At 60.6% G+C, this 13,500-nt stretch carries 8 protein-coding genes; 3 read left to right on the plus strand and 5 right to left on the minus strand.

What is annotated here, in order from left to right; all coding sequences use genetic code 11:
* Nucleotides 1–479: 479 nt before the first annotated feature.
* Genes WFJ47_RS05005 through WFJ47_RS05015 form a run of 3 tightly spaced genes read right to left on the minus strand, consistent with a single transcriptional unit; the run spans nt 480 to nt 5,250 of the window.
* The gene (locus tag WFJ47_RS05005) at nt 480–1,514 is read right to left on the minus strand and encodes an Ldh family oxidoreductase (protein ID WP_336761286.1); all 1,035 of its coding nucleotides are present in this window, start codon (nt 1,512–1,514) and stop codon (nt 480–482) included.
* A 12-nt stretch (nt 1,515–1,526) separates the two neighbouring features.
* Nucleotides 1,527–2,816: a cation:dicarboxylate symporter family transporter gene (locus WFJ47_RS05010; protein WP_233582219.1), complete on the minus strand. Its 1,290-nt coding sequence runs from the start codon at nt 2,814–2,816 to the stop codon at nt 1,527–1,529.
* Nucleotides 2,817–2,871: 55 nt separating this feature from the next.
* Complete coding sequence (locus tag WFJ47_RS05015) at nt 2,872–5,250, minus strand: TonB-dependent receptor domain-containing protein (protein ID WP_336761288.1); 2,379 nt, start codon at nt 5,248–5,250, stop codon at nt 2,872–2,874.
* Between the two features lie 209 nt (nt 5,251–5,459).
* Here WFJ47_RS05015 and WFJ47_RS05020 point away from each other — a divergent pair, with 209 nt between their 5' ends.
* On the plus strand, nt 5,460–6,203 hold the full coding sequence (locus WFJ47_RS05020) for a GntR family transcriptional regulator (protein WP_127103495.1): 744 nt from the start codon (nt 5,460–5,462) through the stop codon (nt 6,201–6,203).
* Nucleotides 6,204–6,270: 67 nt separating this feature from the next.
* Here WFJ47_RS05020 and WFJ47_RS05025 read toward each other — a convergent pair whose 3' ends face one another.
* The gene (locus tag WFJ47_RS05025) at nt 6,271–8,445 is read right to left on the minus strand and encodes a TonB-dependent receptor plug domain-containing protein (protein ID WP_336761292.1); all 2,175 of its coding nucleotides are present in this window, start codon (nt 8,443–8,445) and stop codon (nt 6,271–6,273) included.
* Between the two features lie 293 nt (nt 8,446–8,738).
* Between WFJ47_RS05025 and hemC the strand changes: the two genes are divergently transcribed.
* Entirely contained in the window at nt 8,739–9,791 is a 1,053-nt protein-coding gene (gene hemC, locus WFJ47_RS05030) for a hydroxymethylbilane synthase (protein WP_336761294.1), read from the plus strand.
* A gap of 144 nt (nt 9,792–9,935) precedes the next feature.
* On the opposite strand, the gene WFJ47_RS05035 is transcribed toward hemC, so the two are convergent.
* Entirely contained in the window at nt 9,936–10,916 is a 981-nt protein-coding gene (locus WFJ47_RS05035; protein ID WP_336761296.1) for an aldo/keto reductase, read from the minus strand.
* A 356-nt stretch (nt 10,917–11,272) separates the two neighbouring features.
* Between WFJ47_RS05035 and katG the strand changes: the two genes are divergently transcribed.
* Nucleotides 11,273–13,471 carry a catalase/peroxidase HPI gene (gene katG / locus WFJ47_RS05040; protein WP_336761694.1) on the plus strand — a complete coding sequence of 733 codons (2,199 nt, stop codon included), beginning with the start codon at nt 11,273–11,275 and terminating at the stop codon, nt 13,469–13,471.
* The last annotated feature ends 29 nt before the right edge of the window (nt 13,472–13,500 follow it).

Consider the following 13,500-nt stretch of genomic DNA (forward strand, 5'->3'; position numbering starts at 1 on the left):
CAATTAGCCAATGCCCCCTTCACGATCCTGTCGCCTCAGTTCCGTTCGGGTGGCTCGTCCACTCTGCCGCTTGAGACATCGCGTGACTTCGTCGAACCCATTTACGAGGCGCTCCTGGCCCGCATCGGCCGCAGCATGGAAACGCCTGTTCTCTCCCAGGATCCAAAGCTGCATTTGTGCACGGAGGATGGTCGCGTCATTCAGCCCGCGCGTGTCGGTCCTGCAGGCTATGTCTCCACGATTCGCGCTTCGGTCGGATCGGTCCGGCTGATGTCCGAAACAGGCTGCCGAGCAGCCGTCATCGGTCCTTATGCCGAAACCGCTGCGTCATCGTCGGGGCCGGATCCTTCCGCAATCACCGGCGCGAACGAAAACGCCCGAAGCGTGACAGCACCGCGACGCCGGATGTCTGTTTGACCGATTCGTCGGACCTGAAGGGGCGGTGGTGATGCCGCCCCGATAGAAAGGCCTTTCTCGCCTCAGGCGAGACCCAGCAGGTGCTCCGTATCCGGATCGACTGGAATACCCAGTTCGGCGCGTAGATCGGCCTCTTCCCATTCCTTGTCCCCCGGCGCGCAGACCGGCACACCCGGTTCTGCTGCGGGCGAGGCGCGTAAGAGGTCGAGATAATCCCTCATCCCGGCCTCGAAGGACTCCTGCCCGATGAAGCGGGTCGGGTCGAACGCCACCATGATATGGCCCACGTTTTGCGGCTTGTGGCCCTCCTGAGCGGCCGCGGTGGAGGTCATGATCGGGTCGGGGTCCGCGCCCGAAAGCACGGCAGAGAGGATCGTGACCATACCGGCCAGGGCTGCGCCCTTATGGCCATAGGCCATTCCCCCAAGAGGCTGCAGGAACCGTGCCTGAGTGGCGTCCAGCGTCGGGTGTCCCTCTTCGTTCAGGGCGACTTCTGGCGGAAGGGGCAGGCCGAGGCTACGGTAAAGTTTCACCCGGTTGAACGGGATGGATGAGGTGGCCATGTCGAGCAGCCAGGGCCGTCTGTCGCGCACGGGCGCGCCCATGGCGATGGGGTTGGTGCCATGAAAGGGCGCCCGCCCACCGGCCAGGGCCACGGCGGGGTCGGAATTGCTCAGGACAAGCGAGACGACCCCCTGCTCCGCTGCCGCCAGCGCATAGGCGCCACCCGCCCCGTAATGGGTCGAGTGATGGACGGTCACGGCGCCGACCCCACAGGTGAGGGCAAGGGACACTGCGTGGTCCATCGCCTCATAGGAGGCCGCATGCGCCAGGCCGAAATCGGCATCCAGTCGTCCAGTGGCAGGTGCCGTATGGCTGAACTGGCGTCGGGGCCGCTTGTTGACCCCTCCTTTCTCAAGCATGTCCACGTAGTAGCCGATCAGGCGCACACCGTGGCTGTCTGTGCCGAGCTGTGAGGCATGCATCATGGCGCGCACAGTTTGGGCGGCATCGTCGGGCAGGGCTCCGGCCCCGACGAGTCTGGTCTGGCAGGCCTCGGCGAGGCGCGCTGCCGGGTAGCGAGTGGCTTTGTCCATGGTGATCCGTTTTCAGCGGTTATGAGAGCCGAGCATCTGCCGTGCCCGTTCGCGATCAAGTGCGCCCTCCCATGCTGCAAGAACGACCGGTGCAACGCAATTCCCCGCCAGATTGCCCACGGCACGCGCAATGCCGCTGAACCAGTCGACGGCGATCAGCAGAACAAGGCTCGAGAGCGGGATCGACGGCGCAGCAGCCATGGTCGCCGCCAGAACTACAATGGCGATTCCGGGAACACCATGGGCCCCCTTGGAGGTGATGAGCGCCGTGGCAAGCATCGAAAAAATCTGCGTGAGGGTGAGCGGGGTATGGGTTACCTCCGCCAGGAACACGATGGCGAATCCAAGATAGATCGAGAGCGCATCGAGATTGAGAGAATACCCGGCCGGTACGACGAGCCCCACGACCTGACGGGATATGCCAAGCGCCTCGAGTTTGGTCATGATACTGGGCAGCACGGAATCGGAGCTCGTGGTTGCCGTGACAATCAGGATCTCTTCGCGGAAATAGCGCACGAAATGGACCGGGTTGATACGGCATAGTGCGAGAAGCCCGCCCAGAATCACCACGATGAATACGGCGATGGCGCTGAAATACAGAATGACAAACAGGGCCAGATGATCAATGGCATCGAGACCGTATTCCGCAACGGTCATCGAGACGGCACCGAAGACACCCAGGGGAGCGGTGGCGATGATCACGCGCATCATGCGTGAAAACAGCGCCGAGAAGCTCTCGATCAGTCGGGTGATGGGCGCACCGGCCTCGCCCAGACGCGACAGGCAGCATCCGAGCAGAACGGCGAAAAACAGGATCTGGAGAATATTCCCTTCTGCGAAGGCAGCGACCGGCGATCTTGGGATAAGGTTGAGAATGAAGCCGGTCACGCCTTGTCCGTGCAGTGCATGAGCGTTGGCGGCATAGCTCGCGACCGCATGTGCGTCTTCGGGGCTGGGGGTATAGCTCATGCCACGCCCAGGGTGGAGCAGCAGCGCCGCCCCCACCGAAAGCAGAAGCACAAATGTGGTCATGGCCTCGAAATAGATGAGCGCCCGGCTGCCCAGGCGACCGACTGCGCCCAGAGACCCGGCACCGGTAATGCCGCTGACCACGATGCAGAACAGCAGCGGTCCGACAATCATCAGGATGAGGCGCAGGAACAGATCGGTCATCCAGCGGCATTGATGCGCGAGATGCGGAGCGAAGAGCCCAAGCAGGATGCCGCCTAATGTCGCGATGATGACCTGAATGAAAATACCGGGGCGATACCGGGCGGATTTCTTCAGGTCATAGGTGCTCAAACGCGCTCTCCATCAGCTCGACAGATGAACGCCCCGGTGTGGCCGGGGCGGGGGATCAGTAGGTTACGTTGATCTTCGCGCCAACGAAACGGGGCAGGCCCGGTATGACGCCATAGAACGTGGCCTGCGTGCCGCCCGAGAGCCAGTAGCGGCGATCGGCCAGATTCTGCCCGTAGACGGTGAGCGACCAGTGCTGCTTGGGCGCGGCGAAGGTCAGGAAGGAGTTGAGCAGGAAATAGGCAGGTGCACGATAGATGCCGCCATCGCCGATATGCTGAGGCTGCGTCTGGGCACCACGGTAATTGTAGTCGACGTCGAAGCTCATGCGATAATCGGCAAATACGTTCCAGCTATAGACCGCTGCACCCGACAGCGTGAGGTTTGCGAGACCCATATTATAGCCATTGTAATTGGTATAGACGGGCGACCAGACGCCGGTGGAGGCGAATTGTGCCGTGGTTGCCCCTCGGTTCAGGCTCTGGAACTGGGTGTAGACGCCATTCTGGTAGCCAAAATTCTGCGTCAGAACGAGGCCATGGAACGGATGCGCCTCCATGTCGAATTCGGCACCGTAGATATAGGAGCGTGGGGCGTTCACATAGCCGCCCAAAACGCCATAGGGCGGCACCAGAATGCTGCCGAGAATCTGCTGGTCGCGATAATCATAATAGAAGCCCGCCGCATTGAAACGCAGGCGGCGGTTGAACAGCATGGATTTGAAACCACCCTCATAGGTGAGGACCGATTCAGGCTTGAACGGGCGCAGCTGGTTGGCATTCTGGGTGATATTGGCCGAAAAGCCGCCGGGCTTGAACCCTTTGGAAAAAATGGCATAGCCCATGATATTGGGGGTGACCTGATACTGCGCGCCCACTCGACCGCCGAACTGGTTCGTCAGCGCACCGGCATTGCCGAAATTGGTTTGTGAGGTGGCCAGCCCGGTATTCAGATTGACGTTGGTGCTCGTCAGATTGAGCATCTGACGGTCGTCGGAATCATGATTGATCGCGCCGATCAGGGTCAGTTTCGGCAGGATACGATAGCTGAGCTGCACGTATTGATTGAAGTTCTGCTGATTCTGACGATAGGCCGTTTCGTTCAGCGGCGTCGTGCCGGGGCGGTCCGAGCTGTCGTACCAGAAGCTTTGCGCCATACGAGCGCGGCTGTAATACAGGCCCGTTTCCCAGTGGAAGCGCGCCTTGGGGTCACGCGATTCCAGCTTTACTTCCTGCGAGAACACATTGGTCTGGTTGTTGCGGAACATGTTGCCGTAGGATTTGACCGAGTTGGTCTGGTTCGTCAGCTCATGCTCGTCGACCATTTCATAGGCGCTTTGTGACCACAGACGCGCCCAGGTAAATTCCTTGGTGTAACGGGCATTGGCGCCCCAGAAGAGATTATCCTCGCGTGGCTTTGAATTGTTCGGATCAATGCCGATGATCTTTGCAAAGCGCGGGTCGAGCCCCCAGGCCGTCTGGTAGATGTCGCCTGTGATGGGGACGCCGTAGGAATTATAGAGATTATGCCCGGAGGATGACTCCGACTGGTCGGTCGTCCAGTGTCCACCAATATCGAGGCGTGAGGTCTCGTCGATCGTCCAGCGCAGCTTGCCGCGCAGCGCGCCGATATTGCTGTTGCCGTAGCCGCTCCCCTGCGCATTGTGCTGGAACCCGCCGCCTGTGAGCGACTGACCGGCGATGCGATACGATACGCTCTTTGATAGCGGTCCTGAAACGAAACCTTCCACGCGATTACGTCCGTAGCTGGCAATATCCTCTGTCAGCCCGGCATGGAATTGCTGGGTCGGGTCGCCGGTATGGAAATTGATCTCACCGCCTGTTGTAGGCTGACCGTGGGTGAAGCCCGAAGCGCCGGGGGCAACGGAAACGTCATCCATATCGAACAGGATACCCGTGGTCATGATGCTGACCGGGTAGGCGATGCCATCGACATAAGGCATGACCGAGGGCGTGTTGTTCTGGGTGAAATCCATCAGCCCGACACCGCGCAGCGCAAAATTGAGCGCGGCACTGCCGAAGCTGGGCTGAATGGTCAGGTTGGGCGCTACACGCACAATATCGGTCAGTTGCCGAACGTTCCGGTTCTGCAATTCCTGGCGGGAAAGAACGGTCTCCGAATGGGCGTCATGCTGCCCTGCGCTGGTTACCCCGCGCCGTGCCGAAACATGGACGGTTTCGCTGCTGCCCTCCCGGGATGAGGCGCGATGGCGTGAGGCGTTCTTGCCCGTCTTTGCGCGTGTCATGCCCTTATGGCCTGAAGCGTCGCTCCCTGACATGCCCTGCTGGGCGACCGGCATCGGTGCTGCGAGGGCGGAAACGCCGTCTGAAATGGGCCATACCGCCATTGTCGTGACCAGTAAGGCGGCGCGACAGGAGAAGGGGCGGGCAAGGCGCGACGTCAGGGGGTGAGGCATTCTGGGCTCCGTGGCGTCTTTGAGCGAGGGCGACGCGGCATTCCGGGGATCATCTTGTATACTAATTAGAATACAAATCGGATCAATTCAACATCGGAATGAAGGGTGCCGCCGATTCCCGAATGCGGGAGGGTACAGGTCGTATTTCGTCACGCTCGACGCTCGTCCCGACGCTTGCCGAAGCAGAAGGAGACGGGCATAGATTCAGCATGCCCTACGAAAACAGGCCGTCCAGCGACAGGCCCTCCAAAGACCGGCCCTACGACAAGAGCGAGCCCGAGCGCGCCAGCGGGCTCGTCATCGAGGAGAAGATCATCCGCGCCGTGCTTTCGGGACGTATCGCTCCCGGTGAGCGTTTCGGCGAGAAGGAAGTGGGCGAGATTTTCGGCGTATCGCGCACCATGGTGCGCGAGGCGATGATCCGACTCAGTTCACGCGGGCTGGTGGATGTGACGCCAAGACGCGGGTGGTTCGTCATCGAGCCCAGCGTGGCGGAAGCACGCGAGGTGATAGAGGCGCGGCGTGCCGTCGAATCCGGTTTGATCCTGGATCATGGTCTTGTCGGAGCAGAGGCCATAGCCCGGTTGCGTAGCCATCTGCACGCTCAGGAGAGCGCACTTGCAGGCCAGGATCTGGCCCGGCGCTCCTACCTGCTCGGGCATTTTCATGTGCACATTGCCGATGTGCTCGGCAATTCCGTTATCGCAACGATACTCGAGAATCTGACGGCTCGGACCGTTCTGATTGCCGCGCTTTACCAATCGGACGAGGATGCTCAGCATTCCTGCCAGGACCATGCCGCGCTGATCGAGGCCATGGAACGAGGGGACCGGGACGAGGCTCTGAGGATCACGCGCGATCATCTGATCCATCTCGAGAAGGCGCTGCGCAACCGCGCCCGCAGTAACCGGCACGACCGTTTGCATGAGGCCTTTGCCGAATCCCGGGATTGAGAGACGAATCCCGGTTTGCGATCACGCGCTCTCCCAGCGTCCTTCAGGGCTTGGACGATGTGCAGCTTCAGAGATTGCCGTCCACAGTAAAGCCGAACGCACGAGGCTGCCCCATCTGCGCCTGAAGCCCTGCCCAGTTGGTACGCCCGCTGAACAGGATCGTCTCGTTCGTCAGGTTCTTCGTGTAGAACCGGATGGTATAGTGACGGGTGCGATAGCCGATATGGGCATTGAGCACGTTGTAGTTTCCGGCGATGAGACCCGTGCCGCTCTCGACCTGCGACGTATAGCTCCCGACACGGTTATAATTTGCCCCGAGAAAAAGCCCGTTATGAAAGGTTTTTTCGACCCCGATATTCAATGTGGCTGAGGGCGCATTGCTGAATTTTTTTCCAACCACGGAGCGATAGGCCGCAGGGGCGTCAAGGATCTTCGTGTCCAGCAGCCCCAATCCGCCGGAGAGATGCAGCGAGCGTGTCAGGTGATAAATCGCCTCAAGCTCAAGGCCGATACTGCGGCCGTGGGGAATGTTCACGAAGGTGTAATTCAGCAGGTCCTGATAATCGTGGAAGTCATTGTAAAAGAGATTCGTGTTGAGGCTCAGTTTCCGGTCGAGAAGCTCGGTATGCCCGCCCAGCTCATAGGTGGTGACCGTCTCCTGACCATATTGATAATAGGTGCCGTTATCCCAGTCGATCGCGCCACCGCCGGGGTTATAGCCCCGACGCACGGTGAAGCTCGCACTTGTGACGGGAGTGAAGCGGTAGCTCAATCCGCCCTTTGGCAGAAACATGGTGGTATTGCTATTCAGCGCGACCTTGCCCCATGACAGGGCTACATTGCGCGTCTGTGCCTCGTGTTCGACGCGGGCTCCGGCAATCAGGCTCAGCCCTCCGATCAGGTGCAGCGTGCCATCCAGATATCCGGCATAGGTTGTCTCCGCGTCCGGTCCGTTCACCCCCATATCCGAGCGGATGTTCTGGTCGCGGTTAAAGAAGTAGAATCCGGCCACGCCGTTCAGCCAGTTGCTGGCCGGAGCGAAGACGAGACGGTCCTCAACCGTATTGTTCTGTTCTTTCAAGGCAAGGTGGCCGAGGCTGTTGATGCTCCCCAGCGCATTGCCCTGGCGGAAAAGCGCATCGTACCAGACATGGCCATAGGTCAGCTCATTGGTCAGCGCAGCATTGAGGCGATAGCTCGCCCGCAGGCTGGCCTGATCGATGCTGGAGCGGGACACACGGGTGTTCATGTCGGGGTTGTCGAAGCGCAGGCGGGAGAGGTCAGGCCCCGTTGCCATGTAGAGATATTCTCCGTGCTGCTCGCGATGCCAGCCTTGAAGCGTGACCTTGAGCGCCGGGATGAGTTTCGGCGCCCAGAGCAGTTTGCCCCGTACAGATGTCTGATTGACCTCTCTTGGGTCGAAGGGCCAGGCCTTGCCCGGATAATGAATATAGCTGTTGCCTCTCATCCCGTCGGTCGTCAGGCGAAACGCCAGCTCATCCTTCAGGATCGGGCCTGAAACCATCCCGCCGAATACGCCTTTGCTGCCGGCGCTCTCATAGCCACCGCGAAGCGCCGCCTGCCAGAATTGTGTCGGCGCCTTGGAGCTGAGGGTGATCGCCCCGCCGATCGCGTTTCTCCCCTGCGTGGTGGCCTGCGGTCCGCGCAGAACGCTCACCTGCTCCATGTCCCACGTGCCAGCATCTACATAGCGTTGCCCCGAATAGGTCTCGGGCAAGCCATCGATGATGGTGGCCGTACGGGGCCGACTCCCTGACATCAGGCTGAAAATCCCGCCAGCGGCACCGGATCCGGTCACACCGCGAATGGTCGGGATGTCGGCGGCATTGCCGATCATGTTCGGCACACGGTTTACCACATCGTAGAGCGAGCGATACTCGCTTGCGTCCAGATGGCGCAGGATCGTCACTGCGCTATTCGTGTTCTGCAACCGGTCCAGCTTGTCGCCGACGACGATGATCGTCTCGCCCGGATGAGCGCTCTGCGCCTCTCGCGGCGTTGGTCTCTCTCCCTTGGGGACAGGTCGGGTAGTGGATGGCGTGCGTGCAGGGGATTTGTCTGTGGGCCGCTTGCGAGTGTCCGAGGGGCCGAAGACGATACCGTCCGTCGCATGTGCCGGGGCCGGTATGGCGAAGACCCCGGCCACCGTGGCGAGGCGTATGGCGCGTGTGAGGGAAGGGGGGCGCAGGCGCGTCAGGGCCGTCTCGAGGGGGAGGGTCATCAAAGATTTCCAGAGGAACATATGATAATGATTCTCATTATCACTAAACAGAAATGATATGACTGGAAAGACAGCAAACAGAGCCAGTATTTCCTTGTTGCGCCGAAGGCACAGCGGCGAGCGGGGCAAGAACCTTTGCGGTTTCACCCGCCCTTTGCGTAAGGTCTCCCTGCTCGCGAAGTGTGTTTGCCCAGTAAAGGAGAGAGCTATACCGCTTTGATAGGCTTCCTCGATCACTGATCGAGGAACAATCAGTTATTACCGTTCTCCAGACGCAGCTATGCCCTGTGCCTATGACGATCTCGCCTGCACTCGCCCTGAAGCTCAATCCGCACGTCGCCGCCACCTTGCCTTCGGCGCTGTTCACCCATCCGGTTTTCGGGCGTGACCTGCGTGTCGGTACGCGAGGGTCGCCACTGGCGCTGGTCCAGACCCGCAGCTTCATGGCGCAGCTCGGGCAGGCTTATCCGTTTCTCGAAATTTTCGGATCGATCAAGGCGCAGGAAATCTTGACCCGCGGCGATCGCGACCAAAGCCGTCGTCTGGCGGAGATTGGTGGGAAAGGTCTTTTTTCCAAGGAAATTCATGAGGCATTGCGCGCAGGTAGAATCGATTTTGCCGTGCACAGTCTCAAGGATCTGGAAACCTTCCTGCCGGATGATCTCCTATTGGGCTGCACGTTGCGCCGCGAGGACCCGCGCGACGCGCTGGTCCTGCGTGACCGTGACGGCCTGTGTCCCGGGGACGATCCGCTCTCGGCACTCCGTAAGGGCGCGATCATCGGGTGCGCTTCGATACGACGTCAGGCGCAGCTTCTGGCGCGCCGGCCTGATCTGCGATTCCGCCTGATTCGAGGCAATGTGCAGACACGGCTGCGCAAGCTGGAGGCGGGAGAATGCGACGCGACATTTCTCGCTCTGGCAGGCCTCAACCGCCTCGGGCTGGGGGATCGGGCGGATGTGGTATTCGAGCCTGAGGCGATGCTGCCTGCTTGTGGCCAAGGAATCATCGGCATCACCCTGCGCCGTAAGGATGACGGGTTGCTGGCGCTCATGCCTGCGCTCGAGGATCGCATGACGCTTCACGCCGCCATGGCCGAGCGCGCCTTGCTCGAAGGGTTGGATGGCTCTTGCCGTACGCCGATCGGGGGATATGCCTCGGTGGGAGAAGGCCGTCTTACCTTGCATGGCCTGATCGCCTCTGAGGATGGCAGTTTTGTGCTGCGCCGATCTCTCACGGGTTCTCCTGAAGAAGCTTCCGCTATGGGGGCCGAACTCGCCGCGATCATGCGTCGCGATACTCCCCGGGAGATATTTGACCGCCTGATCGGGCAGCCCGGTTGGTAGGGACAACGCGACAGGAGGCAGGCCCTGCCTCCATTCGGATCGTATCCGGAAGTTGGTCGCTGCGAAGCCGGCCGCTCCCATCACGGAGACGGGCGATGGGATGCGCCGCGCGCATGAAACCCGTCTCAGCGTTGTAGACGGTTCCTACCACGCATAGGCTTCGGGTGCCTCGCCCCGCGACCCAGGCCAGATCTTGTCCAGACGGGCAAGGATTTCTTTATCCAGAGCGATCGTCGTGGCGTGAAGCTGGAGGGTGAGCTGCTCCGCCAGGCGTGGACCGACGATCGGCGCGGTGACACCGGGCTGGTGCATCAGCCAGGCAAGGGCAATGGCCGCCGGGTCTTCGCCCAGGCTGTGACAGAGGGATTCATAGGACTCGATGCGCGATCTGAGGCCTTCATTCTGGTTTACCAGGGCCGCCCGCCTTCCGCCGGCAGGATGGTTCAGGATGCCCCCGAGCAGTCCTCCCGCGAGCGGGCTCCAGGGAATGACCCCTATGCCATGATAACGGGCAGCAGGCAGGACCTCGCTCTCGATGGCACGGTTGGTGAGATTATAAAGGCTCTGCTCGGAAACGAGACCAAGCCTGCGGCCCTGCGCGGCGAAACCCTGCGCTGTTGCGAGATGCCAGCCTGCGAAATTGCTGCTGCCGACATAGCTGATCTTCCCTTGCTGGATCAGGACATCCATGGCCTGCCAGATTTCCTCCCAGGGAGTCGACCGGTCGATATGATGCATCTGGTACAGGTCGATATGGTCTGTCTTCAGGCGCTTCAGGCTCGCGTCGCAGGCCCGCCTGATATGATAGGCGGACAAGTGCCGGTCATTGGGGCCATATCCCATGGGTTGATAGAGCTTTGTCGCAAGCACGATCTGATCGCGCCGCCTTCCTTGTGCGAGCCATCGGCCGATAATTTCTTCGGAAAGGCCGTATCCTTTCTCCATGTCGGGTTTTTGCGGCCCCCCATAGACATCGGCGGTGTCGATCATGGTGATCCCCTCTTCGAGGGCTCGGTCCATGATCGAAAAGGATTCTGCTTCGTCGGTGAGATACCCGAAATTCATCGTACCCAGGATGATCTGGCTGATTTTCAGGCCGCTTCGGCCTAGAGGGCGATACTGCATGACTGCCTCCCGAGATAACTGAAGCGCCTGTCAGGACCGGAATGTCCCGGCGCCCCTGTTTCCTGCATGGCACGGCGCGTTCCTGCCGATTAGGGGCATAAAGCAGCATGGATCTATCGTTTTGAAGCATGAAACCCAGGAAGCCGGAAGCGGGCATGACAGGGAGAAAAGCGCGGTAGTGCCTGTCAGAGATATAGAGACAAACGGTTGGAGTAATAAGACGAGAGTTCCTAGGACAATTCCAACAGTAATGACCGTGCAGAAACCATGGTTGTTATTCATTGTCTTGGAGTTCGGAAATGAGATTGCTGAAATTCGGCATGGCGGCGTTGATCGCGACCACGACCCTGACCACGATGCCCAGCGCAGCCCGTGCAGACGGTATCGAAAACCCCAACGAATTCTATTGGCCCACACGGCTCAGCCTGGCACCGCTGCGCCTGCATGATGCGGCGTCGAACCCCTACGGGCCCGATTTCGTCTATACTAGGGACTTCCGCAAGCTGGATCTCGAGGCTGTCAAAGCCGATATCCGCAAGACCCTGACCCAATCCCAGCCCTGGTGGCCTGCCGATTACGGCACCTACGCGCCGTTTTTCGTGCGTATGGCCTGGCACGCGGCTGGGACCTATCGCGCCATGGATGGGCGCGGCGGTGAAGAAGGCGCCGAGCAACGTTTCGAGCAGCTGAACAGCTGGCCCGATAACGCCAGTCTGGACAAGGCGCGCCGCCTGCTCTGGCCGGTCAAGAAAAAATACGGTCGCAACCTTTCCTGGGGCGATCTGATGGTGCTCACAGGGAATGTTTCGCTGGAGTCCATGGGCTTAAAGACTCTGGGCTTTGCCGGTGGACGCGCCGATGACTGGGAGAGCGAGCTGGTTTACTGGGGCCCCGGCACCCAGTTCATGAGTTCGAACGTCGATTCACAGATCAAGAAATCCAGTGTCGAGCCGGGTGGCCATCTGCCGAAGCCTCTGGCCTCGACCACCAAGGGGCTGATCTATGTGAATCCCGAGGGACCCAATGGCGTGCCGGACCCGGCAGCGGCGGCGCAGATGATTCGCCTCGCCTTCGGGCGCATGGCCATGAATGACGAGGAAACCGTTGCCCTGATCGCGGGCGGTCATACCTTCGGCAAGGCGCATGGTGCGGCTTCCGCCACCAAATGCGTAGGGGTTGCGCCTGCTGCGGCGCCTGTCGAGCAGCAGGGTCTGGGCTGGGCCAACCACTGTGTGCAGGGCAAGCTGAAGGCGACCGATGCCATTACCAGCGGGCTCGAGGGCGCATGGTCGGCCGACCCGATCCATTTCACCTCGCAATATCTCGATAATCTGCTGGGGCATGAATGGGTCAAGACCAAGAGCCCGGCCGGTGCCACGCAATGGGTGCCCAAGGACGCCGAGAATATCGTTCCCGATGCCAGCGACCCGAACAAGCTGCATCCGCTGATGATGTTCACGACCGATATCGCGCTGCGCACCGACCCCTCCTATCGGGCTATCATCACGCGCTGGGCCGCGCATCCCGAGCAGTTCGCCGATGCGTTCGCCCATGCTTGGTTCAAGCTGACCCATCGCGATCTGGGGCCGAAATCGCGCTATTTCGGGTCTGAAGTCCCATCCGCCGACTTCCTGTGGCAGGACCCGCTCCCCGCGGCTCAGGGTGCCATGGTCAATGCCGCCGATCTGCGTGAGTTGAAGAAGGCGATAGCGGCATCGGGGCTGACAGAGCGCGAGATGATCAAGACGGCCTGGGCGTCGGCAGCATCTTTCCGCGATTCCGATCATCGTGGCGGGGCCAACGGGGCGCGTATCCGTCTGGCGCCGGAGAGTGACTGGGCCGTGAACGACCCTGATGAGCTGAAAACCGTCCTGCCGAAGCTCGAAGCGGTCCAGCAGCATTTCAACAGGGGTGCCCACCATGGCCGCAAGGTCTCCCTGGCCGATGTCATCGTGCTGGCGGGTAATGTGGGCGTCGAGCAGGCGGCCAGAAAATCGGGTGTTGCGCTGGATCTGCCTTTTGCCCCGGGGCGGGTGGATGCTGGTCCCGAGCAGACCGATAAGCAGTCTTTTGCCCTGCTGGAACTGAGCGCGGATGCGTTCCGCAATTATTATCGCGCCGAACCGGATGAGAAATCACCGACGCAGATGCTCGTCGATCGAGCCAGCAACCTCTCGCTGAGCGTGCCAGAGATGACCGTGCTTCTGGGCGGACTGCGCGTTCTGGATATCAATGCCGGTCATTCCGAGCAGGGTGTCCTGACCACGTCTCCTGGCATTTTGAGCAATGATTTCTTCGTCAATCTGCTCGACATGTCCACGCGCTGGGAAAAATCGGCCACGCAGCAGGGCGTGTATGACGGGCTCGATCGCGACACAGGCAAAAAGCGCTGGACGGCCTCCTCGGTCGATCTGATTTTCGGCGCGAATGCCGAGCTGCGCGCTGTGGTGGAGGTCTATGCCTCCGACGACGCCAAGGCGAAATTCGTCAAGGATTTTGCCAGCGCCTGGACAAAGGTCATGACGCTTGATCGTTTCGACCTGCGTCGCAACTGACGTCTGACCATCAGATCTGCCCGCCATAG

This window comes from Asaia sp. VD9, from assembly GCF_037150015.1.
In the GTDB taxonomy this organism is placed as follows: Bacteria; Pseudomonadota; Alphaproteobacteria; order Acetobacterales; family Acetobacteraceae; genus Asaia.